General features: G+C 60.3%; 24 protein-coding genes and 1 pseudogene. 16 read left to right on the forward strand and 9 right to left on the reverse strand.

The features are described from left to right. Positions 1-52: 52 nt before the first annotated feature. Entirely contained in the window at positions 53-646 is a 594-nt protein-coding gene (gene thpR, locus ASC97_RS21835) for an RNA 2',3'-cyclic phosphodiesterase (protein WP_057470419.1), read from the forward strand. On the opposite strand, the gene ASC97_RS21840 is transcribed toward thpR, so the two are convergent. Beyond that, complete coding sequence (locus ASC97_RS21840; protein ID WP_057470420.1) at positions 553-1,053, reverse strand: low molecular weight protein-tyrosine-phosphatase; 501 nt, start codon at positions 1,051-1,053, stop codon at positions 553-555. The genes thpR and ASC97_RS21840 overlap by 94 nt on opposite strands. A 34-nt stretch (positions 1,054-1,087) precedes the next feature. Between ASC97_RS21840 and ASC97_RS21845 the strand changes: the two genes are divergently transcribed. After that, complete coding sequence (locus ASC97_RS21845; protein WP_057470421.1) at positions 1,088-1,393, forward strand: 4a-hydroxytetrahydrobiopterin dehydratase; 306 nt, start codon at positions 1,088-1,090, stop codon at positions 1,391-1,393. 52 nt (positions 1,394-1,445) lie between these two features. Beyond that, positions 1,446-1,835, forward strand: a complete 390-nt coding sequence (locus tag ASC97_RS21850; RefSeq protein WP_057470422.1) for a YkvA family protein — start codon at positions 1,446-1,448, stop codon at positions 1,833-1,835. 8 nt (positions 1,836-1,843) lie between these two features. On the opposite strand, the gene ASC97_RS21855 is transcribed toward ASC97_RS21850, so the two are convergent. Beyond that, the gene (locus ASC97_RS21855; protein ID WP_057470423.1) at positions 1,844-2,404 is read right to left on the reverse strand and encodes a sigma-70 family RNA polymerase sigma factor; all 561 of its coding nucleotides are present in this window, start codon (positions 2,402-2,404) and stop codon (positions 1,844-1,846) included. Positions 2,405-2,737: 333 nt separating this feature from the next. Between ASC97_RS21855 and ASC97_RS21860 the strand changes: the two genes are divergently transcribed. The 5 genes from ASC97_RS21860 (at position 2,738) to ASC97_RS21880 (ending at position 7,590) form a co-directional block, all read left to right on the forward strand. Beyond that, entirely contained in the window at positions 2,738-3,295 is a 558-nt protein-coding gene (locus tag ASC97_RS21860; protein WP_057470424.1) for an invasion associated locus B family protein, read from the forward strand. Between the two features lie 227 nt (positions 3,296-3,522). Beyond that, positions 3,523-4,755, forward strand: coding sequence for a 23S rRNA (adenine(2503)-C(2))-methyltransferase RlmN (gene rlmN / locus ASC97_RS21865; RefSeq protein WP_057470425.1), 1,233 nt, complete (start codon positions 3,523-3,525; stop codon positions 4,753-4,755). A gap of 93 nt (positions 4,756-4,848) precedes the next feature. After that, entirely contained in the window at positions 4,849-5,802 is a 954-nt protein-coding gene (locus ASC97_RS21870; RefSeq protein ID WP_057470426.1) for an ABC transporter substrate-binding protein, read from the forward strand. Positions 5,803-5,917: 115 nt separating this feature from the next. Further along, entirely contained in the window at positions 5,918-6,799 is an 882-nt protein-coding gene (locus tag ASC97_RS21875) for an ABC transporter permease (RefSeq protein ID WP_057470427.1), read from the forward strand. Then, positions 6,796-7,590, forward strand: a complete 795-nt coding sequence (locus ASC97_RS21880; protein ID WP_057470428.1) for an ABC transporter ATP-binding protein — start codon at positions 6,796-6,798, stop codon at positions 7,588-7,590. Before ASC97_RS21875 ends, ASC97_RS21880 begins: the two co-directional genes overlap by 4 nt. A 13-nt stretch (positions 7,591-7,603) precedes the next feature. Here ASC97_RS21880 and ASC97_RS21885 read toward each other — a convergent pair whose 3' ends face one another. Both ASC97_RS21885 and ASC97_RS21890 read right to left on the reverse strand, forming a co-directional pair. After that, positions 7,604-8,245: a LysE family translocator gene (locus tag ASC97_RS21885; protein ID WP_057470429.1), complete on the reverse strand. Its 642-nt coding sequence runs from the start codon at positions 8,243-8,245 to the stop codon at positions 7,604-7,606. Positions 8,246-8,308: 63 nt separating this feature from the next. Further along, a complete protein-coding gene (locus tag ASC97_RS21890; RefSeq protein ID WP_057470501.1) occupies positions 8,309-9,163 on the reverse strand; it encodes an SDR family NAD(P)-dependent oxidoreductase in 855 nt (284 codons plus the stop codon). Between the two features lie 188 nt (positions 9,164-9,351). Between ASC97_RS21890 and ASC97_RS21895 the strand changes: the two genes are divergently transcribed. After that, entirely contained in the window at positions 9,352-10,575 is a 1,224-nt protein-coding gene (locus ASC97_RS21895) for an argininosuccinate synthase (protein ID WP_057470502.1), read from the forward strand. 179 nt (positions 10,576-10,754) lie between these two features. Next, entirely contained in the window at positions 10,755-11,396 is a 642-nt protein-coding gene (locus ASC97_RS21900; RefSeq protein WP_057470430.1) for a LysE family translocator, read from the forward strand. 2 nt (positions 11,397-11,398) lie between these two features. Here the strand turns inward: ASC97_RS21900 and ASC97_RS21905 are convergent, their stop codons facing one another. After that, complete coding sequence (locus ASC97_RS21905; protein WP_057470431.1) at positions 11,399-11,830, reverse strand: hypothetical protein; 432 nt, start codon at positions 11,828-11,830, stop codon at positions 11,399-11,401. A gap of 223 nt (positions 11,831-12,053) precedes the next feature. Between ASC97_RS21905 and ASC97_RS21910 the strand changes: the two genes are divergently transcribed. The 5 genes and pseudogenes from ASC97_RS21910 (at position 12,054) to ppa (ending at position 19,183) form a co-directional block, all read left to right on the forward strand. Then, positions 12,054-14,138, forward strand: coding sequence for a M3 family metallopeptidase (locus ASC97_RS21910; protein WP_057470432.1), 2,085 nt, complete (start codon positions 12,054-12,056; stop codon positions 14,136-14,138). Between the two features lie 144 nt (positions 14,139-14,282). Continuing rightward, positions 14,283-15,860 (forward strand): annotated as a pseudogene (locus tag ASC97_RS21915) (alkaline phosphatase D family protein). Positions 15,861-15,984: 124 nt separating this feature from the next. Then, positions 15,985-17,802, forward strand: coding sequence for a translational GTPase TypA (gene typA / locus ASC97_RS21920; protein WP_057470433.1), 1,818 nt, complete (start codon positions 15,985-15,987; stop codon positions 17,800-17,802). 199 nt (positions 17,803-18,001) lie between these two features. Next, positions 18,002-18,508 carry a GNAT family N-acetyltransferase gene (locus ASC97_RS21925; protein WP_057470434.1) on the forward strand — a complete coding sequence of 169 codons (507 nt, stop codon included), beginning with the start codon at positions 18,002-18,004 and terminating at the stop codon, positions 18,506-18,508. A gap of 138 nt (positions 18,509-18,646) precedes the next feature. Further along, on the forward strand, positions 18,647-19,183 hold the full coding sequence (gene ppa, locus ASC97_RS21930) for an inorganic diphosphatase (RefSeq protein WP_057470435.1): 537 nt from the start codon (positions 18,647-18,649) through the stop codon (positions 19,181-19,183). 209 nt (positions 19,184-19,392) lie between these two features. Here the strand turns inward: ppa and ASC97_RS21935 are convergent, their stop codons facing one another. Continuing rightward, on the reverse strand, positions 19,393-19,713 hold the full coding sequence (locus ASC97_RS21935) for a YggT family protein (protein ID WP_082530095.1): 321 nt from the start codon (positions 19,711-19,713) through the stop codon (positions 19,393-19,395). A gap of 108 nt (positions 19,714-19,821) precedes the next feature. On the opposite strand from ASC97_RS21935, the gene ASC97_RS21940 reads away from it, so the two are divergent. Next, positions 19,822-21,069 (forward strand): MFS transporter, encoded by a 1,248-nt coding sequence (locus tag ASC97_RS21940; RefSeq protein WP_057470437.1) that lies wholly within the window; start codon positions 19,822-19,824, stop codon positions 21,067-21,069. Between the two features lie 14 nt (positions 21,070-21,083). Here ASC97_RS21940 and ASC97_RS21945 read toward each other — a convergent pair whose 3' ends face one another. The 3 genes from ASC97_RS21945 to ASC97_RS21955 all read right to left on the reverse strand — a co-directional run bounded on the left by ASC97_RS21945 (position 21,084) and on the right by ASC97_RS21955 (position 22,942). Then, entirely contained in the window at positions 21,084-21,569 is a 486-nt protein-coding gene (locus ASC97_RS21945) for a RidA family protein (RefSeq protein ID WP_057470438.1), read from the reverse strand. A gap of 139 nt (positions 21,570-21,708) precedes the next feature. After that, positions 21,709-22,467, reverse strand: coding sequence for a glutamine amidotransferase (locus tag ASC97_RS21950; protein ID WP_057470439.1), 759 nt, complete (start codon positions 22,465-22,467; stop codon positions 21,709-21,711). After that, complete coding sequence (locus ASC97_RS21955; protein WP_057470440.1) at positions 22,457-22,942, reverse strand: tellurite resistance TerB family protein; 486 nt, start codon at positions 22,940-22,942, stop codon at positions 22,457-22,459. Before ASC97_RS21955 ends, ASC97_RS21950 begins: the two co-directional genes overlap by 11 nt. Between the last annotated feature and the right edge of the window lie 12 nt (positions 22,943-22,954).

Below are 22,954 nucleotides of genomic sequence, written 5' to 3' on the forward strand. Positions count from 1 at the left end.
GGAATGCGTGATTCCGTGTGAGCACCTGCAAAAGATTCGGGGAGTGCTCGTTATGCCGAGACTTTTTACCGCCCTCGAAATTCCGCGCAATGCCGCAATGAGCCTTTCATTGCTGCGCGGTGGTCTCCCTGGTGCCCGATGGATCGATGTGGAGAACTACCACATCACACTGCGGTTCATCGGCGATGTCGACGGACGCACGGCAGACGAAATCGTTGACCGACTCGACCGCATCGACAGGCCCGAATTCCAAATGCGTCTCGATGGCATCGGGTCCTTTGGCTCCAAGAAGCCGCACTCGATCTGGGCCGGCGTTACTCCTTCGCCCGAAATGTACGCTCTTCAGGCCGAAATCGAGCGGATTTGCCAGCGCATCGGGCTGCCGCCTGATCCCCGTAAATTCACCCCGCACGTTACGCTGGCGCGGCTGAAATCTTCCCGTGTCGACGATGTGGTTCACTATCTTGCCGGACGTGGAAACTTTCAGACCTCGGCGTTTACGGTCCCCCGCTTCGTTCTCCTGTCATCGCGGGAATCGGTTGGGGGTGGTCCCTATCTGACGGAAGAGGTCTTCCCGCTCCATGAGGCACTGTCGGCACCGAACCCGTCCAGCAGCTTCCTGCAGCCGGTGAAAAGCTTGGCGTAGACCAGCTCGAAGCCGTCAATGCCGCCATAATAGGGATCGGGGATGTCCTCGCCGGTCCCAAGCGCCAGTTCGCCGAAGAGACTAATGTTGTCGGCTTGGGGAGCGATATTGCGCAGTTCCGCGATATTGGCGCGATCCATGGCGAGGATCAGATCGAAATCAATGAAATCCTCGGTCCTGATGCGGCGCGCGCGATGCCGCGATATATCGATGCCATGATGTCTCGCTGTCGCGATCGAGCGGCGGTCCGGCTGGTCGCCCTGATGCCATCCGCCGGTGCCGGCGGAATCGATGGTGAAGCGGTCGGCGATGCCCACCTCAGCGACCAGTTGCGAAAAAATGCCGTCGGCAAGTGGCGAACGGCATATATTGCCCATGCAAACAAACAGGATGCTGATGCGTTTCATTGGAAACCCTGGTGGAAAGAGGAGAAAACGTCGCATGAAAAGGCAGAAACTGGAACGGCAGGCGATCGATCAGGAGCTTGCAAAACTCACGGGCTGGTCGCTCGACGACAATGCTGCGTCCATTTCGAAGCGGTTCAAGTTCGCAAACTTCGTCGAGGCCTTCGGCTTCATGGCCGAAGCGGCGTTGACTGCCGAAAAACTCGACCATCATCCCGAATGGTTCAACGTCTATTCGCGCGTCGAGGTGAAGCTCAATACGCATGATGCCGGTGGGCTGACTGAGCTCGACTTTAAGCTCGCCAGCGCGATGGACAAGGCGGCTGGGCGGCGGACCGATTGAATCTGGCGCGAGGATCACCCATATTTCCGCGTGAACGAAAGGACGAAGTGGAATGGACGACGTCAAATACGGTGAGATTCTGTTGCCGGGCGACGAGGATACGCAGACCCGGCGGGAGCGCACGGTGCGGAAGAAATTCTGGCCGACCTTCCGAAAGGCCGTGCGCCAGATTCCGTTTTCGCGCGATGTCGTCGCAGCCTTTTACTGTTCGCTCGATCCGCAGACGCCGATCAAGGTCCGCGGGACGCTGCTTGCGGCACTAGCCTATTTCGTTCTGCCGATCGACATGATCCCTGATGTATTTGTCGGCATCGGATTTTCCGACGACATCGCAGTGCTCTCTGCTGCCTTCGCGATGGTCAGTCGCCACATCAAGCCGAAGCACTACCAATCGGCCGACAGCGCTCTCGCCGACAAGCCCGAGGGCATGAAGACGATCTGAGGTGTTCGCTAGGCGTTTTCCGCGTCCAGAACCTTCTTGAGCTTGCCGAAGGCAAGCCTGATACGTGACTTGACCGTTCCGAGCGGCAATCCGGTCGCCTCGGCAATCTCAGAGTGCGACTGACCCAGAAAGAAGGCCGCGCGCAGCATCTCGCGTTGTTCCTCCGGCAATCGGCTGACCGCAGCGCGCACATGCGCGTCGCGGTCGTCGTTTGCCACCATCTCGTCAGCGCCGATTTCCGCGACAGGCTGCAGCGATGGGTCCGCCTCGTCCAAGATGCGAGTGCGGGCACGTCGCTGAAGGTCGATGCGGCGATTGCGGGCGATCCGGAAGAGCCAGGTCGATAGCGACGAGCGCGATGGATCGTAGAGGCCAGCCTTGTGCCAGAGCACAATCATGACTTCCTGGGCCAGCTCTTCGGCCTCGCTTGCGGTCATTTTCTGGCGTAGTAACCAAGATTTGAGGCGGGGAGCGAAGTAGTCGAACAGGACGGAAAAGGCCTGCTGGTCGCGGCGTTCCGCGACAGCCCTCGCGAGGGCAGCGAAGCGCTGTTTTTCCGCCGCATCCATTTCCTTTCAAAGACCCCCTAGCTTTCCGAAATCCTTAACGGAATTCCATGCCTCAATGACCTACAACGGATTTTCGAAAGGTCAAACTCTTGCCTGAATCTTTCTGTCTTAAATTCATCTCAAGCAATGGTTCGGCACCATAGCGACACCACATCATCTCGGGCGAGGTTCCAGCGCTCAACATTGACACCCGGGCGGAAATGACACAGGCAGGCACTTCTTGCGGTCTGCGTTGACGCTTTGGTAACCTGAATTAAGTCAAAATAAAGCAGATCGTGATTATGCGCCGCCCGCTCGCTTCGGGCTCGAATCGCAAGAACCGGCAGGATATCCATGTTTGTAAGAAGTCTCGCAATCGCCCTTTCTCTCGTCGTCGTCGGCGCCGGCATTGCATCCGCCCAGTCCAAGAAGCCCGCGGCACAGGCAGCAACGCAGCAGGCCGCACCGGCTTCCTCCGCGCCGACGCGTATCCAGCAGTTCCAGGCCTGGGGCGCCTATTCGTACAAGTCCGGTGCGAGCACTGTCTGCTACGTGCTGTCGGTTCCGACCGAAAAGAAGCCGGCGGGCATCGACCACGGCGAGAATTTCTTCATCGTCTCGCAGCGGCCGGGCCAGAATATATCCTACGAGCCTCAGGCGATGATGGGCTATACCGTCAAGGATGGATCGAAGATCGAGGTCGTGATCGACAACAAGAGCTTCGTCATGTTCACCAAGGACAAGGCCGGCTGGGTCGAGAATGCAGCACAGGAACCGGCCCTTGTCGCCGCCATGAAGGGCGGACATTCGATGACCGTCAACGCGACGTCGCGCAAGGGCACGGCAACCTCCTATAGCTACTCGCTGTCGGGTATTTCCGCCTCGCTCAAGCAGATCGAAGCCTGCAAATAAGCTTTGGGTTTCATAGCGACGAAATTCGAAGGCCGGCCTTGCGCCGGCTTTTGCCGTTTCCATCTATAGTGACGCGCGGCAAAAATGATGCTAAAGGCGCGCACAACAGCGGACAGATCGCGGCTTTGCCGGCATACTCCGCACTCAATTTCTGCCATCATGCCCTTCGTGCCCGCAAGTCGTCCGGCTTACCGGGAGGATCGCATGTTGAATTCGGGATTAGACCTATGTCCGTCATGGATGCGATGACCGTAATCAAGCCTGCTGCCTCGCAGATGCGGGGCGACGCTCTGCCCAAGCCCTCCCTGATCGGCCTCAGCCGCGAAGACATGGGCGCTGCGCTGCGCGAAAAGGGCGTCGCCGACAAGCAAATCAAGATGCGCGTCAGCCAGCTCTGGAACTGGATCTACGTGCGCGGCGTCTCCGATTTCGATCTCATGGTGAATATCGCTAAGGATATGCGCGAAATGCTGAAGCAGCATTTCACCATCGCGCGACCTGAAATCGTCGAGGAGCAGGTCTCCAACGACGGTACCCGCAAGTGGCTGCTGCGCTTCCCGGCTCGCGGGGCGGGTCGCCCGGTCGATATCGAGACGGTCTATATTCCAGAGGAAGGCCGCGGCACGCTTTGCATTTCCAGCCAGGTTGGCTGCACGCTCACCTGTTCCTTCTGTCACACCGGGACGCAGCGCCTGGTGCGCAATCTGACGGCCGAGGAAATCCTTTCGCAGCTTCTGCTTGCTCGCGACCGGCTCGGCGATTTTCCGGATCGCGAAGCGCCGCAGGGCACGGTCATGCCGGCCGAGGGCCGCAAGGTCAGCAACATCGTGATGATGGGAATGGGCGAGCCACTCTACAATTTCGATGCGGTGAAGCAGGCGCTGCTGATTGCCACGGACGGCGATGGCCTGTCGCTGTCGAAGCGCCGCGTGACTTTGTCGACGTCAGGCGTCGTGCCTGAGATCTTCCGTACCGGCGACGAGATCGGCGTCATGCTGGCAATTTCGCTGCATGCCGTGCGCGACGACCTGCGCGACATCCTCGTACCGATCAACAAGAAGTATCCGCTGAAGGACCTCATCGACGCCTGCCGCGCCTATCCGGGTCTCTCCAACGCACGCCGCATCACCTTTGAGTATGTGATGCTGAAGGACGTCAACGACAGCCTTGAGGATGCGAAGGGGCTTATCCAGCTCCTGAAGGGCGTGCCGGCAAAAATCAACCTCATTCCCTTCAATCCCTGGCCGGGTACCAACTACCAGTGTTCCGATTGGGCGCAGATCGAGAAGTTTGCTGATTTCATCAACTCGGCCGGCTACGCCTCGCCGATCCGCACACCGCGCGGGCGTGACATTCTGGCTGCCTGCGGCCAGTTGAAATCGGAATCCGAACGCATGCGCAAAACCGAGCGCCTGGCCTTCGAGGCGATGATGATCGCCAATCACGGCGCGGACGACTGATCAGCAAGTTTGATCCTTACAGTACCTTCTGACGATTGATTTTGGGGGCTGTTTTTCCTAAAAGCAGCCCAAAATCATATCTGGAGGATACCTATGCGTTCGATTCTGCTCGCCGTTGCGGCCACTTTGGCCCTTTCTCTGCCCGCAAAAGCCGATAACGTGACCGTTGCCGTCACGGCAATCGTCGAGCATCCGGCACTTGATGCCGTGCGCAAGGGTGTTCTCGATACGCTGACTGCGGCCGGCTACAAGGAAGGCGAGAACCTGAAGTTCATGTTCGAGTCGGCGCAGGGCAATCCGGCGACGGCCGCTCAGATCGCTCGCCAGTTCGCGGGCGAAGGTCCCAACGTGATCGTGCCGATCTCCACGCCGTCGGCGCAGGCCGTCGTTTCCTCGACGCGTGATATTCCTGTCGTCTTCACCGCGGTTTCCGATCCGGTCGGCGCGCAGCTGGTGAAAAGCATGGACAAGCCGGGCGGCAACGTAACCGGTCTTTCCGACATGTCGCCGGTTGCCGAGCATATCGCGCTGATCAAGGAAATCCTGCCCGATGTGAAGACGATCGGCTATCTCTACAACTCGGGCGAAGCCAACTCCGTATCGCTGCTGGCCGTCCTGAAGGCCGAAGCCGAAAAAGCCGGATTGAAAGTCGTCGAGTCTGCGGCGACCAAGTCTGCCGAAGTTCAAGGCGCTACGCGGGCGCTGGTCGGACGTGCCGATGCGATCTACGTCCCGACCGACAACACGATCATCTCCGCACTCGAAGGCGCTGTCGCCGTTGCCGAGGAAAGCAAGCTGCCGCTCTTCACCGCCGACACGGATTCCGTTTCGCGCGGCTCGATCGCGGCCCTCGGCTTCAATTACTACGATGTCGGCAAGCAGACGGGCGATATTGTCGTTCGTATCCTCAAGGGCGAGAACCCGGGCGATATCGCGGTCAAGGTCGCCGCCGGTAGCGATCTCGTGGTCAATAAGGGGGCGGCTGCCAAAATGGGCGTAACCCTGCCGCAGAGCGTTCTCAGCCGGGCTACTAAGACGATCGACTAAGCCCTATCGTCAGAGCAGAGTAATCAGCCGCCTCCCGTTTGCGCGGGGGCGGCTGATCGTATTAAAAGTCTGGTTTCGCAAGGTGCGAAACATGAGAGAAGAAGGGGCAGGAGCCTTGAGTCAGATCGCATTCTGGGGGGCCGTGGAGCTGGGGCTGGTTTATGCCTTTGTCGCTCTTGGGGTGTACCTCGCTTTCCGTGTCCTGGATTTTCCGGATCTGACAGTCGACGGCTCGTTTCCCCTGGGGGCCGCGGTTACGGCGGTTCTCATCATCGCCGGCGTCAATGCCTGGGCCGCGGCGGCGATCGCGATGGCGGCAGGTGCCGCTGCAGGCATGGTGACAGCGCTTCTCAACGTTCGCTTCAAGATCCTCAACCTGCTTGCGTCGATCCTAACGATGATCGCGTTGTTCTCGGTGAACCTGCGGGTCATGGGCAAGCCGAATGTCGCGCTGATCAATGCCGATACGATGATCAGCCCGTTTTTTGGGCATGGGCTCAGAGATTTCTACGTGCGGCCGCTGTTCGTTGGCATCCTCGTTCTGATCGCCGTTATCGTGGTCTGGCGCTTTCTTGAAAGCGACACCGGTCTGGCGATGCGGGCGACCGGCGCCAATGCCCGCATGGCGCGGGCCCAGGGCGTCGATACGAGCCGGCAGATCTATCTGGGCATGGCGATTTCCAATGCGCTTGTGGCGCTCGGCGGCGCGTTGTTTGCGCAGACGAACGGCTTTGCCGACGTGACATCGGGCGTAGGCACGATCGTCGTCGGTCTGGCAGCGGTCATTATTGGCGAGACGCTGCTCGGGCGGCGCGGTCTGCTGGTCGCGCTGATCGGCTGTGTGCTCGGATCGATCTTCTACCGCATCGCCATTCAGCTGGCACTCTCGACCGATGTCATCGGGCTGCAGGCGTCGGATCTCAATTTCGTGACCGCGGTCCTGGTCACGGTGGCGCTCGTCCTTCCCCGTCTTCGCCGTGGAGGGGTTGCATCGTGATCAACCTCAAGGACGTGAAAGTCGTTTTCGGCAAGGGAACGCCGCTGCAGAAGCAGGCGCTGAACGGCGTCAACCTGACGATTGAGGAGGGCTCCTTCGTCACCGTCATCGGCTCGAACGGGGCCGGAAAATCCACCTTGCTCGGCGTGCTTGCCGGCGACGTGCTGGCGAGCGAAGGCCAGGTGCTGATCGGCCATACGGACGTAACGCGCAAGCCGACCGCTGCACGCGCCGGGCTTGTCGCCCGCGTCTTTCAGGATCCGCTGACCGGCAGCTGCGGGGCGCTGTCGATCGAGGAGAATCTTGCGCTGGCCGCTCGGCGTGGCGAACGGCGTGGTCTTGTTTCGGCGCTCGGCCCGAAACGTCGCGAGCATTTTCGCGAGCGGATCGCCGAGCTCAATCTAGGGCTAGAGACGCGCATGAAGGACCGGATGGACCTTTTGTCCGGCGGGCAGCGGCAGGCAGTTTCGCTTGTCATGGCGACGCTCGCCGGCTCCGAGGTGCTGCTGCTCGACGAACACACCGCCGCACTCGACCCCGGCATGGCAGAGTTCGTCATGGGGCTCACGCAGAAGATCGTGTCGGAACGCAAGCTGACGACACTGATGGTGACGCATTCGATGCGGCAGGCGCTGGATTACGGCCACCGCACCGTGATGCTGCACGGCGGCGAAATTGTCCTCGACGTCAGCGGTGACAGCCGCAAGACACTTCAGGTCGAGGATCTGATTGCAATGTTCCGCAAGATGCGCGGGCAGACCCTGGACGACGATGCGTTGCTGATCGGCTGATCCGAAACCCGGATCAGCGCGCCTGCGTGAGCAGGATCTTCGCAGCGAACACGGAAAAGACGCCGGCAAAGGTATAGTCCATACCGCGCAGCACCTTCTTGTTGCTCTGCAGCCAGCCGGCCAGCCAATCGGCGGCGAAGACGACGGCGGCGTTGACGGGCATACCGATCAGGATAAAGCAAAGACCAAGGAAGAGCAGCTTGTGGGTGACGGCGGGATCGCCGGCGCTGACGAATTGCGGCAGGAAGGTCATGAAGAAGATGATGACCTTCGGGTTCAAGAGATTGACCCAAAAGCCGGACGAAATGTTTGACAGCGGCGTACCCTTCACCTCTTCGACCTTCTTGATCGACAGCTTCGAGCCGAAGCGGATCGCCTGAACGGCGAGCCAGAGAAGATAGGCGGCCCCGCCTGTCTTCAGGATGAGGAATGCGGTCGGCGAGGCGGTGATCAGCGCAGAGATACCGAATGCAACCAGCATCGTATGGACGACGATGCCGAGGCTTGTGCCGAGCACGACGAAGAGTGCCGCCTTCTTGCCCTGTGCGAGCGCGCGGCTGATCGAGAGCGTCATGTCGGGGCCGGGCGTTGCAGCCAGCAGAAGCGTTGCTGCTGCAAAAGCGAGAAGGGTCGGAAAGGTCGGCAGGAAATCCATGTCACACTCTGAAGGTCGGATATGAATGCATGGTCTCATATCCGGCTTTGGCAAAATGTCCAATCAATCCTTGGCGTCGAGGAATGCCCTGAACTTGTCGGCATAGTCGGGATGCCAACGCGACAGGGGAGGACGGTTCTCGATAATGTCGCCGGCGGCCCAGGCCATGCGGCGCTCGTCGGTTGGTCGCGCGACGTCGTTGTCGGGGCACAGGATATAGAAATCGCCGCGGGTAAGGCTATCGATCATGAAATCGACCGTCTGTTCCGGGGTCCAGGCGGCTGCCGGCTTCTCGGCCCTGTCGCCTTTCGTCAGGCCTGTGAAGACGAAGCCGGGGATCAACAGGTGCGCGGAGATGTTTGCGCCGTCGGTGTTGCGCAGTTCGTGCTGCAGCGCTTCGGTGAAAACCTTCACGCCTGCCTTCGAGATATTGTAGGCCGGGTTGCCCGGCGGGGTGGTGATCCCCTGCTTGGAGCCGGTGTTGATGATGAGGCCGGGCTCCCCGTGCGCCAGCATATGCGGGCCGAAGGTGCGCGTGCCGTTGATCACGCCAAGCAGATTGACGCCGAGGATCGCGTCCCAGTCGGCCTGGGCGGCGAAGATCGACGTCTCAGGGCCAATGCCGGCATTGTTCATCAGCACGTGGACGCGGCCAAAGCGCTGGATGACGGCGCGTTCGAGCGCCTCCAGCGAACCCTTGTCGGCGACGTCGGTTTCGATGGCCATCACATGCTCTTCGCCCGATATCGCCTTCAACGCGTCGGCCGCGCTCGCCAGCCTGTCGCCGCCGAGATCGGCAATGACGACACTCATGCCGGCCTGCGCGAAATGCTTGGCCGCGGCAAAGCCGATACCGGAGGCGCCGCCGGTGATCACCGCAACGTTGGATGCCTTGATGATGTCTTGAATATTCGTCACGGGACCAGCCTCCTCGAGCATTGTTCGGACGGTGCCAGATATGGGTTGCCATCTTGCGCTGTCAAACCCAATCCGATGGCGGCAACGGATCCGTTCCCCTTGCGTCGCGCGCCAATCTCGCTAAAAGTGCCCGCGACACCGGGCTTTGCGGGTCTGCCGCTCGCCCTCATGCAACGGACCTCATCATCATGGCATCTAAAAAAGACGTGAAGAAAGTCGTGCTCGCCTATTCCGGCGGCCTCGATACCTCGATCATCCTGAAGTGGCTGCAGACCGAACTCGGCGCCGAAGTCGTGACGTTCACGGCCGATCTGGGGCAGGGCGAAGAGCTGGAGCCGGCGCGCAAGAAGGCCGAGATGCTCGGCATCAAGGAAATCTACGTCGAGGACGTGCGCGAAGAGTTCGTGAAGGACTTCGTCTTCCCGATGTTCCGCGCCAATGCCGTCTATGAGGGCGTCTACCTCCTTGGCACTTCGATCGCCCGACCGCTGATCTCCAAGCACCTCATCGATATCGCCAGGAAGACCGGCGCCGACGCGATCGCTCACGGCGCGACCGGCAAGGGCAACGACCAGGTTCGCTTCGAGCTGTCAGCTTACGCGCTCAACCCCGACATCAAGATCATCGCGCCGTGGCGCGACTGGGCTTTCAAGAGCCGCACCGATCTGCTCGCGTTTGCCGAGCAGCACCAGATCCCTGTCGCCAAGGACAAAAAGGGCGAAGCGCCGTTCTCCGTCGACGCCAACCTGCTGCACTCCTCGTCCGAGGGCAAGGTTCTGGAAGATCCAGCGCAGGAAGCACCCGAGTACGTGCATATGCGCACGATCTCCCCGGAAGCTGCTCCCGACAAGGCGACCGTGATCAAGGTCGGCTTCGAGAAAGGCGACGCGGTTTCGGTCAATGGCGTTCGGATGAGCCCGGCGACGCTGCTGGCCACGCTCAACAACTACGGCCGCGACAACGGCATCGGCCGCCTTGACCTCGTCGAAAACCGCTATGTCGGCATGAAGTCGCGCGGCGTCTACGAAACGCCAGGCGGCACGATCCTTCTGACGGCGCACCGCGCGATCGAGTCGATCACGCTCGACCGCGGTGCCGCGCACCTGAAGGATGAGATCATGCCGCGCTACGCCGAGCTGATCTATTACGGCTTCTGGTTCTCGCCGGAGCGCGAGATGCTGCAGGCGCTGATCGACAAGAGCCAGGAGCATGTCGAGGGCGAAGTGACGCTGAAGCTCTACAAGGGCAATGTCATGGTCACCGGCCGGGAAAGCGAAAAGTCGCTCTACTCCGACAAGCTGGTCACGTTCGAGGACGACCAGGGCGCCTACGACCAGAAGGACGCTGCGGGCTTCATCAAGCTCAATGCGCTACGCCTGCGTACGCTGGCCAAGCGCAATCTGACGAAGTGAGCCGCATGCTCACTTCGTAAGTGCTGGGACGCTTCAAGCTATCAAGGCCCGCCGTCGTGCGGGCCTTTTCGTCGACGGCTGTCGAATAGGGCAATTCAAAAATCTGATGAGTCGTGCTTGCGCCTTGACGGGAATGCGGGAACGCATAGTCTGCAACCGTCGCCTCCGGAGTTTTATCGATGACGCAATCTTTGCTGGCGGGTGCCTTCCTGGCCGCTCTTCTCTACGTGCTCATTCCCGGCCCCGCTTTTCTTGCGCTGCTTGGCATCGGTGCCGGACAGGGCCGGCGCGCGGGCGCGCAGTTTGTCTGCGGGCACCTGGTCGGGGACGTGCTCTGGGCTTCGCTGGCGCTGGTTGCCATCATCGGAGCAAAGACGATCGGCACCTTCGTGTTCGATGCGCTCGGGCTCCTCTGCGGCTTCTATCTGGCCTGGATCGGCTGGAATGCCTTTCGTGCAAAGCCGAAGGGCGACGGGCAGGCGCTGATGACGGTCGAGCGGCCGTTTCGCCGCGGCCTGATTTTCGGGGTTACCAATCCGAAAGGCTATCCCGTGGCGCTCGCGACGTTCACTGCGTTGGTGGCGGGCTCAGCGAGCGCGCTGCAGTTCCAGGCGTTGCCAGTCCTGCTTGCGGTCTCTTTCCTTGGCTTCATCGTCGCCGACATGATCCTGATCACCGTCGTAGGCACAGGCGCCGTCCGACGATTCTATCGTGCGCACGAGCGGCTGATCGTGCGCTGCTCCGGCGTACTGTTCATGGGATTTGCGGCGCAGGCGCTTTTTCACGCAACTCCCGGCCTGCTTGGTTGGCGCAAAGCCTGAGATCAGACGTCGAGGAAACTGACCACCGATTTCAGCGTCTCAACCGTCTCGGGATCTCCGATCGACATGGCGACCTGCAGCTGATCCTTGTAGTAATCGCGGAAGTTGAAGCTTGTGCCATCGGTGACGCCGGAGAGGTCGAGGATATCGCCGGCTGGATCGATCGTGCGCATCGGCAACGGCTCCGAGATCGCCGCGAAGGTGTCCTGGTCGATCGCACCGGTGTCATAGCTCTGCCGCGCATAGTTGCGCAGTTCGCTTGGGCTGATAGCCGAGAAATCCGGCTCCTCGGTGCTGATGGCATTGACCTGAAACGCCGTCAACACGCGCTTGGCGGGCTCGAAATGATCTTCTAATTTATTACAGGACTTCTGATTATTGGAATTATTTCTGAAAAGAAAATTTGGCGAAGACCGCATAGAAATGATTTCCATAGCGCATGTCCACTTGTGAAAATGATGCGTAAAAATACCCTGCGTTGCGAAGTTCCGTCAATCGTTAACGAATAGTTAATTCATATGCATCATTTGTTGGGGTGCATTTTCTGTAGTCCGCGTCACTCGCAGTTTCCGTCAAAGTGACGGAGGCCCGGAATACCAATCGCGCCAAAGCATCCCTATATTGCCAATACAGTCGCCTGCCACAAAGGATGTCAGCATGCCTTCCACACAAGATTTCAACCCGGAACTCGTCAACTGGAATGGCCTGCATGGCCTGCCGCGCTTCGAGGCGCTTCATGATGGCGATTTTGCCGCCGCCTTCGATGCCGCCCTTTCCACGCACGAACGGGAGATAGACGAGATTGCAGGAAATGCTGCCGGCCCGACGTTCGAGAACACTGTCGTTGCCCTCGAAACCGCGGGTGACGCGCTTTCGCGGGTATCGGCGCTGTTCTGGAACAGGGCGGGGGCGCATACCAACGACGCGATACAGGCGCTCGAGCGCGACATCTCGCCGAAACTGTCGCGGCATTATTCCAAGATCGGCATGAACGCGGCGCTGTTTGCGCGCATCGACGCACTTTGGGAACAGCGGGACAGTCTTGGCTTGACGCTGGAGCAGACCCGGGTGCTCGAGCGCCACTGGAAAGGCTTCGTCAAGTCGGGCGCGAAACTTCCGAAAGACGAGCAGGAAAAGCTTGCCGCCGTCAACGAAAAGCTTGCCGGACTTGGCACACAATTCGGCCAGAACGTGCTTGCCGACGAAAAGGGCTGGGCGCTCGTGCTTGCGCAGTCCGATCTGGCCGGCGTGCCCGACTTTCTCAAGGATGCGATGGCGGCGGCTGCGCACGAGCGGGGCGAGGACGGCAAGTTCGCGGTGACGCTGTCGCGCTCGATCATCGAGCCTTTCCTCACGTTCTCCGATCGCCGCGATCTGCGTGAGCAGTCTTTCAAGGCCTGGGTCGCGCGTGGCGCAAACGACGGCGCAACGGACAATCGCGGCGTTATCCGGGAAACGCTTGCGTTGCGTAGCGAGATCGCAACGCTTCTGGGGTATGGCAACTTCGCCGAACTTAAGCTCGACAACACGATGGCGAAAACGCCTGAGGCTGTGAACCACTTGCTGAGGCAGGTCTGGGCAAAGGCTGTCGAGCGCGCCAAGGAAGAAGAAGCCGACATCGCAAAGCTGATCGCGGAGGAGGGCAAGAACCACGACGTCATGCCCTGGGACTGGCGGCACTATGCGGAAAAGATCCGGGCTCAGAAGTTCAATTTCTCCGAAGCCGAGCTCAAACCCTATCTGCAGCTCGAAAAGATCATCGACGCCTGCTTCGACGTCGCCGGCCGGCTTTTCGGTATTCGCGCGGTCGAGAAGAAGGGCGTTGCGGCTTATCATCCGGACGTGCGGGTATTCGAGATCCGCGACCGCAGCGGCAAGCTCGTCGCTCTGTTCCTGGGTGATTATTTTGCCCGCGGCTCGAAGCGCTCGGGAGCGTGGATGAGTTCGTTGCAATCGCAGCACAAACTGCCTCTGAAGAACGGCCGCACCGGCGAGCTGCCGATCATCTACAACGTCTGCAACTTTGCAAAGCCCGCGGAGGGCAAGCCCGCGCTGCTGTCACTCGATGACGCCCGCACGCTGTTCCACGAATTTGGCCACGCCCTGCACGGCATGCTGTCCGATGTGACCTATCCCTCCGTCTCCGGCACAGGCGTCTCGCGCGATTTCGTCGAATTGCCCTCGCAGCTCTACGAACACTGGCTGACCGTTCCAGCGATCCTCAAGCAATATGCCGTGCATTTTGAAAGCGGCGAGCCGATGCCGCAGGCGTTGCTCGACAAGGTTCTGGCCGCGCGGACCTTCAATTCCGGTTTCAATACGGTCGAGTTCACCTCTTCGGCACTCGTCGATATGGCCTTCCACACAAGCAAGGCGGTCGACGATCCGATGGCGGTTCAGGCAAAAGTGCTGTCCGATCTCGGCATGCCAAAGTCCATCGCCATGCGCCACGCTTCGCCCCACTTCCAGCATATCTTCTCCGGCGGCTATTCGGCCGGGTACTACTCGTACATGTGGTCCGAGGTGCTCGATGCGGATGCATTTGCAGCCTTCGAGGAAACCGGCGATGCCTTCAATGGCGACATGGCGCAAAGGCTGAAGGACAACATCTATTCCGTCGGCGGCTCGATCGATCCGGAAGATGCCTACAAGGCTTTCCGCGGCAAGCTGCCGAGCCCGGATGCGATGCTCGTCAAGAAGGGACTTGCGACTTTCGAGGAGCTCTCCGGCAGCGACGCCTGAGGTTTCTCCGAGGGCTGGCGTAACAAAACTGTCTTTGAAGTTTTGGAAAACCGTCATGCCAGCTTCAAGACGATGACATGAGGGGCGCCATAGGCTTGCCGCAGGAGATTCGCTCCCGCTCTCGCAAGTCGGATACGCCTTGGCATGAAACTGACAGAAACGACCCGCCGACGCTTTCTCTCCGCCATGGGAGCCGTCGGCGGATTTGCGGTGGCAGGGCTCGCGACGCCCTACTATGCCCGCGGCTCCTCCAGCCGCCCGTTCTTCACCTCCGGCGTCCAGTCCGGCGATGTGGATTCCAGCTCGGGCGTGATCTGGGCGCGGGTGGACAGGCCCTCGCGGCTGCACGTCGAGTATTCGACGACGGACAAATTTTCCAATGCGGTGCACATCGCGCCGATCGACGTCACCCCCGAAACCGATCTTGCCGGCAAGCTCTTGTTGCAAGGGCTGCCGGCCGACCAGGACATTTTCTATCGCTTCCGGGCGGCGGACCTGCAGGATGTGAACAGCCTTTCGGAGCCCATCTTCGGTCAGTTCCGCACCGCACCCCTGCAAAAGCGCAGTGTCCGCTTCGCATGGTCCGGCGATACGGCGGGACAGGGCTGGGGGATCGACGACGAGGGCATGCGGACCTATTCAACGATCGCCTATCACCGGCCGGACTTCATGATCCATTCCGGCGACACCGTCTACGCCGACAATCCGATGCCGGACGAGATCGGGCTGCGGGACGGCGGCGTGTGGAAGAACAGGATTGTCACGGATGCGAAGCGCGAGATCGCCCAGACGCTCGATCAATTCCGCGGGCAGTGGGCCTACAATCTGCTCGATGAGCATGTGAAGGAACTGAACGCGGTCTGCCCCGTCTTTTACTAGTGGGACGACCACGAGGTGCTGAACAACTGGTCGCCCTCGACGGATCTCCGCGACGACGGTCGCTATTCGGAAAAGTCGGTCCCGGTTCTCGCGGGGCGCTCCAGCCGGGCATTTCACGAAATGACGCCGATCCGATATGTGGCGGAAGAGCCCGGGCGCTTCTACCGCAAGATTTCCTACGGGCCGCTGCTCGATGTGTTCGTCGTCGATCTGCGCTCGTATCGCGGACCGAACAGCCACGGGCTCGACGCGGAGCTGACGACCGGTTCGCGCCTCCTTGGCGCGCGGCAGATTGCCTGGCTCAAGCGTGAACTGGCCCGCTCAGTGGCGACCTGGAAGGCGATCGCCTGCGACCTGCCAATCGGGCTGGTCATCTGGGACGATTACGGGAAGCGGCAGGGGGCGGAGTCCTTTTCGAACGGCGACGGCGGTGCGCCGCTCGGACGCGAGCTGGAATTTGCCGATCTGCTGCGCTTCATCAGGGATGCCGGCATAACCAACATGATCTGGCTCACCGCCGACGTGCATTATACGGCAGCGCACTACTACGATCCAGGCAAGGCGAAGTTCCGCGACTTCCTGCCTTTCTGGGAGTTTGTCGCTGGACCGCTGCACTCAGGGACTTACGGGCCACAGCAACTCGACATGACCTTCGGGCCGGACGTGAAGTTCATCAAGGCGGCACCCGGCGGGGCGGAACAGAATCTTCCGCCAACGGCCGGGATGCAGTTTTTCGGGCTGGTCGATATTGACGGACAGACCGAGCAGCTGACGGTTCGGCTGATGGACAGGAACGACAACGAGCTTTGGCGCACTGTTCTCGACCCAGATCTGTCGAGTTAACGCCATGCATATCTCTCATTCCAGGCTCCCCCCTTTCGCAAAGGTGAAAAACACTGTATGAGCCCGCCAAACGAAATTGGCGCCTTCTCCCAGCGCGGCGCCCCAGCCTCAGAGATCTAAACATATGGCACTTCGCAACATCGCGATTATCGCGCACGTTGACCATGGCAAAACGACCCTGGTTGACGAGCTTCTGAAACAGTCCGGCTCGTTCCGCGAAAACCAGCGCGTTGCAGAACGCGTCATGGATAGCAACGACCTGGAAAAAGAGCGCGGCATCACGATCCTTGCCAAGGCGACCTCGGTCGAGTGGAAGGGCGTACGCATCAACATCGTCGACACCCCCGGCCACGCCGACTTCGGTGGTGAAGTCGAGCGTATCCTGTCGATGGTGGACGGCGCGATCGTTCTGGTCGACTCCTCCGAAGGCCCGATGCCGCAGACGAAGTTCGTCGTCTCCAAAGCGCTGAAGGTCGGTCTTCGCCCGATCGTCGCGATCAACAAGATCGACCGCCCGGACGGCCGCCACGAAGAAGTCATCAACGAAGTCTTCGACCTTTTCGCAAGCCTCGATGCGACTGACGAACAGCTCGATTTCCCGATCCTTTACGGTTCGGGCCGCGATGGCTGGATGAACGTTGCGCCCGAGGGCCCGAAGGACAAGGGCCTCGCACCGCTTCTCGACCTCGTGCTCGAGCATGTTCCGGAGCCGACGGTTGCAGAGGGCCCGTTCACGATGATCGGCACGATCCTGGAAGCCAACCCCTTCCTCGGCCGTATCATCACCGGCCGCATCAATTCCGGCTCGATCAAGCCGAACCAGGCCGTCAAGGTTATCGGCCAGGACGGCAAGCTGATCGAAAACGGCCGTATCTCGAAAATCCTCGCTTTCCGCGGTATCGAGCGCACGTCGATCGATGAAGCGCATGCAGGCGACATCGTTGCAATCGCCGGCCTTTCCAAGGGCACGGTTGCCGACACGTTCTGCGATCCGTCCATTACCGAGCCTCTGACCGCGCAGCCGATCGATCCGCCCACCGTCACCATGTCTTTCATCGTCAACGACAGCCCGCTGGCTGGCACCGAAGGTGACAAGGTGACCTCGCGCGTTATTCGCGACCGTCTCTACAAGGAAGCCGAAGGCAACGTCGCTCTGAAGATCGAAGAAGCAGAAGGCAAGGACTCCTTCTACGTTTCCGGTCGCGGCGAATTGCAGCTCGCCGTTCTGATCGAAACCATGCGCCGCGAAGGCTTCGAACTTGCCGTATCGCGTCCGCGCGTGGTGATGCACAAGGACGAGAACGACCAGCTGATGGAGCCGATCGAAGAAGTCGTCATCGACGTCGATGAAGAGCATTCCGGTGTCGTCGTGCAGAAGATGTCCGAACGCAAGGCTGAAATGGCCGAGCTGCGTCCTTCGGGCGGCAATCGTCTTCGTCTGGTGTTCAATGCACCGACGCGCGGCCTGATCGGCTACCAGTCGGAGCTTCTGACCGATACGCGCGGCACGGCCGTGATGAACCGTCTGTTCAAGGAATACCAGCCTTTCAAGGGTGAAATCGGCGGTCGTACCAATGGCGTTCTGCTGGCGAACGCGCCCGGCGAAGCCGTCGCCTATGCCATGTTCAACCTGGAAGATCGTGGTCCGATGATGATTGATCCGGGCGAAAAGGTCTACGCCGGCATGATCATCGGTATTCATACCCGCGACAACGATCTTGAAGTCAACGTTCTCAAGGGCAAGCAGCTCACCAACATCCGTGCCGCCGGCAAGGACGAAGCCGTCAAGCTGACGCCGCCTATCCGCATGACGCTCGACCGCGCTCTCTCGTGGATCCAGGACGACGAACTGATGGAAGTGACGCCGAAGTCCATCCGTCTGCGCAAGATGTATCTCGATGCGAACGACCGCAAGCGCTTCAGCAAGGCGAAGATGGCCTAAGCTACCTCGTTCTAAAGCCTTCAACCCCGGCCATCGTGCCGGGGTTTTTTATTTGTGCGCTTCGCCGAATCCTGCTTGTCGCAATAGTTAAAAAAGCGTTAACTTTCGGCTGTAGTCCACATGTTAAGTCTGTGGGCAATTGGCCGGAATGCGCTGGCGCATATGGTTAATTGTCAGCAAGAGGACCAGAGTAAGCGTTATGAAGACGTTGTCGATCGATGTTCGGCGGGCCGAGCCGCAGGATTCCCGAGCTATCTCGGAGGTGCATCGGCTTGCGTGGCAACACACCTATGCGGGCATCATTCCGCACAAGGCACTGACGCAGATGATCGAGCGCCGGGGCGAAAGTTGGTGGCGCAAGGCCACTCGCGGGCCGGCGACATTGCTCGTTCTTGATGTCGCCGGCAGTGTTGCCGGCTACGCGACCCTCGGCCTCAACCGCGCGCGTGCCCTTCCGCAGGAGGGCGAGATCTACGAGCTCTACCTTCGTCCGGAGTATCAAGGGATCGGCCTGGGTCACATGCTCTTCGGCGAAGCGCAACGCCTTCTTAAGTCGCTGGGCTGCAACGGCCTGGTGGTCTGGTGCCTCGAAGAAAATGAGAACGGTGCAGAATTCTATCGCAGCCATGGCGGCGCCGACTATTGCGAGGGCATCGAAACCTTCGACCACAAGCAGTTGAAGAAGATCGGCTTCATCTGGAATTGAAGCTGGCAAACAGGCATTCGCGCTGCCTTTTGCGGCCTGTCGCGCAAAACTATCATTCACCTTTGCTGGCCTGCCGTGTTGCGTCGCGGCATGAAACGGATTATCTGGCTGCGAACAATCACGTCGCGGGAGTATCGCATGCGCATCGACGCCGTTTCCATTGGCAAGAACCCACCTGAAGACGTCAACGTCATCGTTGAAGTGCCGGTTGGTGGTCACCCGATCAAGTACGAGATGGACAAGGAAGCCGGCACGCTGGTCGTCGACCGCTTCCTCTATACGCCGATGACCTATCCGGGCAACTACGGCTTCGTTCCGCATACGCTGTCTGAAGACGGCGATCCGATCGACGTTCTTATCGCCAGCACCCGTCCGCTGGTTCCGGGCTGCGTCATCAATGTGCGCCCGATCGGCGTTCTGAAGATGGAAGACAATTCCGGCAAGGACGAGAAGATCATCGCCGTTCCGTCGCCGAAGCTGACGATGCGCTACGACAAGGTCAAGGACTACACCGACCTTCCGGAGATCACGGTCAAGCAGATCGAGCACTTCTTCGAGCACTACAAGGATCTGGAACCCGGCAAGTGGGTCAAGATTTTCGGCTGGGGGGATTCCAAGGAAGCCGGCGCGCTGATCCTCGAGGCGATCGAACGCGCCAAGAACGAAAAGGCCTGATCTAGGCCCGAAAGTGCACTCTGCTTTTCTGATCAATGCTCCGGATCGCCCTCGATCCGGAGCATTTTTTTGCGCGAAATGTCGCCGATTCCAGGCTGAGAGCCTTCTCGGAAGGGCCACACGCACCAGATCGCGTCACGGCCGCCGTTCGGTGTCAGCCTGACGGGGCTCGGTCAAGTCGTGATCGGCGAACGCTGTCCGGGGTTGGCTCAAACCACCATCGGGACGATCGTGTTCCACATCAGCGAGCGAAGGAAGAAGATGATCAGCAGCAGGATGATCGGCGAAATGTCGATGCCGCCAAGGTTCGGCAGCACGCGGCGGATCGGCCGCAGCGCCGGTTCGGTCACGTTGTAGAGGAACATGCCGACCGAATTGACGAACTGATTGCTGGAATTGATAACGTTGAACGCATAGAGCCAGGAGAAAATTGCACTGGCAATCAGCACCCAGGTATAAAGATTCAAAGCCAAATCAATGGTTTGAAAAACGGCAATCATCGCAGTCTCCAGTTCGTTGTTGACAGACATGTAGACATTGGCGACTAAACGGGCAAGTGCCGTGTGTAAACACGTCGTAAATCATGTTTAACAGGCGCGCCCGGTCGTGATGCGCTGCCGGTTCCTTGGAAAGCTTCCATGTCATTTGCAGCCAGCGGAGACCGTTTTGCGGCGTTCAGGCATTCGTCCTACACGCGCTTCTTCTTCGCGCGGTTTCTGCTCTCCTTCTCGCAGCAGATCGTCAGCGTCGCGGTCGGCTGGCAGATGTATGACCAGACAGGCAGCGCGATCTATCTCGGCCTGATCGGCCTTGTGCAATTCCTGCCGTCGCTGCTTTTGATCCTGGTCACGGGCTCGGTGGCGGACCGGCACAACCGCCGGGCCATCGCTGCCGTCTGCTCTCTGGTGAGCGCGCTCTGCACGCTGGCGCTGCTGGTCATGACGATGACCGGCACGTTCTCGCCGATCCCGGTCTTTGCCGTGCTTCTGGTGTTCGGCATCGAACGCGCCTTCATGTCGCCTGCGGTGCAGTCACTGGCGCCGAACCTGGTGCCTCCAGAGCATCTGTCGAACGCGATTGCCTGGAACTCTTCCTCGTGGCAACTCGCGGCGATAACAGGCCCGGTGCTCGGCGGCCTGCTGTACGGGGTCAATGCCCACACCGCCTATGTCGTCGCGGTCGTCTTCGCCGGTCTGGGTGCGGCGCTGCTCTACACGATCCCGAAGCCGATGCAGAAGACCACCGGAGAGGCCAAGAGCTGGGACATAATCCTCGGCGGCTTCCGCTTCATCCGCGCCGAAAAGGTGGTGCTCGGCGCCATCTCGCTCGATCTCTTTGCAGTGCTTCTCGGCGGTGCCACGGCGTTGATGCCAATTTTTGCGCGGGACATCCTGACGCTCGGCCCGTGGGGGCTTGGCCTGCTGCGGTCAGCGCCAGGACTTGGCGCGATTGTCATGGCCGTTCTGCTCGCCTGGTATCCGCTCAAGCATCGCGCCGGGATCTACATGTTCATCGGCGTCGCGTTGTTCGGTCTCGGCACCATCGTGTTCGGGTTTTCGAAGAGCACGGAGCTTTCGATCGCAGCGCTCGCGCTGATGGGCGCGGCAGACATGATTTCAGTCTATGTCCGCGAAAGCCTGATCGCTCTCTGGACGCCGGACCAGCTTCGCGGCCGCGTGAACGCCGTCAACATGGTCTTCGTCGGCGCCTCCAACGAGCTTGGAGAGTTCCGCGCTGGAACCATGGCCTCGATCTTCGGCGCGGTGCCGGCCGTCATCATCGGGGGCATTGGAACGCTGGCCGTCGCCGCGATCTGGGCGACAAGCTTTCCGCAACTCCGCAAGATCGATACGCTCGACGCGCCACAACGCGAAGAGCAGGCCTGACAACTGCGTTGCCGTCAGGATGAGATCAGGACTTCAGCTTCGATCTCGACAGGAAAATTGAGCGGCAGGCCGGCGACGCCGATCGCCGAGCGGGAGTGATGCCCGACCTCCGGGCCGAACACCTCAAGGATCAATTCGGTAAACCCGTTGATCACAGCTGGCGGATTGGCGAAGCGCGGTGCACAATTGACCATGCCTAAAACCCGGCACCAGCCGGTGATGCGATCGAGACTGCCGAGTTCCCGCTTCAGACTGCCGAGCATGGCGAGACCCACCTTTCTCGCGGATGCCTTTGCCTCCTCTACGGAAACGGTATCTCCGACGGCGCCGAATGGCCCGGCCGGCGAGCCGTCGCTATTTTGCGGGCCGTGGCCTGAGATGAATGCCCGGTTGCCCCGCACGTTCACCCAGGGAAATGGGAGGACCATATTGGACGGAAGTTTCAGCGGCTGGGGCAGGACCAGGCCCATCGAGGCGAGCTTCTGTTCGTAGTTCGGCATGATGTTCCCCTGTGATGGCTGCGGTCACTGCTGCGCCAAGGGGCGCAACCGTTCGGCCGGATCGTGGATCGGAACGCTTGCTATTGATATATAAAGGCCGTCGAGATCTGATTTTAGCACGGCGCGATGCCGTGCGCACCTATGCCGAAAGGACTGCTCTTGCAGCCGGGGCGGTCTTCGCCGACTTGCCCTCGAAGACTATATCGAGGAATTCATTGAGCCATGCCTTGAGCGGTGCATCGAAGAGCATCCGGCCTTCGAGGTGCTCGCGACCTTGCTGGGCGTTCGGGAGAATGAAACGGTGGGCACCGTGGACGACCCAGCGGTGCATCATCGCCCGGGTCAGCTCCGCGTGAAACTGCAAGCCCCAAGCATGGTCGTTGTAGCGAAACGCCTGGTTCCGATAGGTGTCGCCTTCCGCCAGCAGCTCCGCGCCGCGCGGCAGGTCGAAGCCCTCGCGATGGAAATGATAGACCATCTTCGGCCAATGCATCAGCATGCGGCCTCTTTCGGTGGTGTGCAGCGGATACCATCCGATTTCGGTCGAGCCGTCGTCGTTCGGCTTTACCCGTCCGCCCAGATTGCGCACCAGCATCTGCGCGCCGAGACAGATGCCGAGGAAAGGCCGCTTCTCCTTCAGCGGCACATCCAGCCAGTCGATCTCCGCTTTGACGAAATCATCGGGATCGTTGGCGCTCATCGGGCCGCCGAAGACGACGGCACCTGCATGGCCCGCGAGCGTGGACGGGAGTCTGTCGCCGAGCACCGGGCGGCGGATATCCAGGCCATAGCCTTTTTCGACCAGCAGTTGACCCACCCGGCCGGGGCTGGAGCGCTCCTGATGCAGAACGATCAGGATCGGGCGGTTACGCTTTGTCGAAAAGCAATCAGTCGGCATCGTCCTGCACCACCTCGACGTCGGTTACGCGCCTTGCGGCCTCCTGACGCTTCTGGATCCTTTCGCGCGCCGACACTCCAAGAAGCTCGGCGATGCGCCAGATCGCGTCGTCTTCCATCTCGCTGCGTTCGCCATCGGCGTAGACGATGTCCCAGAGCACACCGATCAGCTCGAGGCGCTGCTCGGTGTTGAGGTGACGCTTCAGGTCCGATGTGAAGCGGTAGTAGTCGACGGCATCACTTTCCGCCACCTGCCCGGCTGCGATCAGCGCGTCGAGCTGCTTGCGATCGAGACCGTATTGGTCTTTCAACAGCTTGCGGAGGCGCTTCGTCTCGCTGTCCTTCACCTGTCCATCGGCCTCCATGACTTGCATGCAGAGCGCGGCCACGGCGATGCGCGGATCGTCCGGCGCGAAGCCCTTTTTTGAATTGTCGGCGGTGAGATTTTGAAAGAATGCCTGGAAGCGTTCGAACATACGGGTCCTGTT

Origin of the sequence: Rhizobium sp. Root1203 (assembly GCF_001424945.1) — a bacterium.
Lineage (GTDB): Bacteria > Pseudomonadota > Alphaproteobacteria > Rhizobiales > Rhizobiaceae > Rhizobium.

Excerpts from the sequence above, each read along its gene's own strand:
- ASC97_RS21910 (WP_057470432.1), top strand. The coding sequence starts at position 12,054 with ATGCCTTCCACACAAGATTTCAACCCGGAACTCGTCAACTGGAATGGC.
- ASC97_RS21895 (WP_057470502.1), top strand. The coding sequence starts at position 9,352 with ATGGCATCTAAAAAAGACGTGAAGAAAGTCGTGCTCGCCTATTCCGGC.
- rlmN (WP_057470425.1), top strand. The coding sequence starts at position 3,523 with ATGTCCGTCATGGATGCGATGACCGTAATCAAGCCTGCTGCCTCGCAG.
- ASC97_RS21900 (WP_057470430.1), top strand. The coding sequence starts at position 10,755 with ATGACGCAATCTTTGCTGGCGGGTGCCTTCCTGGCCGCTCTTCTCTAC.
- ASC97_RS21955 (WP_057470440.1), bottom strand. The coding sequence starts at position 22,942 with ATGTTCGAACGCTTCCAGGCATTCTTTCAAAATCTCACCGCCGACAAT.
- ASC97_RS21850 (WP_057470422.1), top strand. The coding sequence starts at position 1,446 with ATGGACGACGTCAAATACGGTGAGATTCTGTTGCCGGGCGACGAGGAT.
- ASC97_RS21885 (WP_057470429.1), bottom strand. The coding sequence starts at position 8,245 with ATGGATTTCCTGCCGACCTTTCCGACCCTTCTCGCTTTTGCAGCAGCA.
- ASC97_RS21925 (WP_057470434.1), top strand. The coding sequence starts at position 18,002 with ATGAAGACGTTGTCGATCGATGTTCGGCGGGCCGAGCCGCAGGATTCC.
- ppa (WP_057470435.1), top strand. The coding sequence starts at position 18,647 with ATGCGCATCGACGCCGTTTCCATTGGCAAGAACCCACCTGAAGACGTC.
- ASC97_RS21845 (WP_057470421.1), top strand. The coding sequence starts at position 1,088 with ATGAAAAGGCAGAAACTGGAACGGCAGGCGATCGATCAGGAGCTTGCA.
- ASC97_RS21905 (WP_057470431.1), bottom strand. The coding sequence starts at position 11,830 with ATGGAAATCATTTCTATGCGGTCTTCGCCAAATTTTCTTTTCAGAAAT.
- ASC97_RS21945 (WP_057470438.1), bottom strand. The coding sequence starts at position 21,569 with ATGCCGAACTACGAACAGAAGCTCGCCTCGATGGGCCTGGTCCTGCCC.
- ASC97_RS21935 (WP_082530095.1), bottom strand. The coding sequence starts at position 19,713 with ATGTCTGTCAACAACGAACTGGAGACTGCGATGATTGCCGTTTTTCAA.
- thpR (WP_057470419.1), top strand. The coding sequence starts at position 53 with ATGCCGAGACTTTTTACCGCCCTCGAAATTCCGCGCAATGCCGCAATG.
- ASC97_RS21940 (WP_057470437.1), top strand. The coding sequence starts at position 19,822 with ATGTCATTTGCAGCCAGCGGAGACCGTTTTGCGGCGTTCAGGCATTCG.
- typA (WP_057470433.1), top strand. The coding sequence starts at position 15,985 with ATGGCACTTCGCAACATCGCGATTATCGCGCACGTTGACCATGGCAAA.
- ASC97_RS21950 (WP_057470439.1), bottom strand. The coding sequence starts at position 22,467 with ATGCCGACTGATTGCTTTTCGACAAAGCGTAACCGCCCGATCCTGATC.
- ASC97_RS21860 (WP_057470424.1), top strand. The coding sequence starts at position 2,738 with ATGTTTGTAAGAAGTCTCGCAATCGCCCTTTCTCTCGTCGTCGTCGGC.
- ASC97_RS21840 (WP_057470420.1), bottom strand. The coding sequence starts at position 1,053 with ATGAAACGCATCAGCATCCTGTTTGTTTGCATGGGCAATATATGCCGT.
- ASC97_RS21855 (WP_057470423.1), bottom strand. The coding sequence starts at position 2,404 with ATGGATGCGGCGGAAAAACAGCGCTTCGCTGCCCTCGCGAGGGCTGTC.
- ASC97_RS21870 (WP_057470426.1), top strand. The coding sequence starts at position 4,849 with ATGCGTTCGATTCTGCTCGCCGTTGCGGCCACTTTGGCCCTTTCTCTG.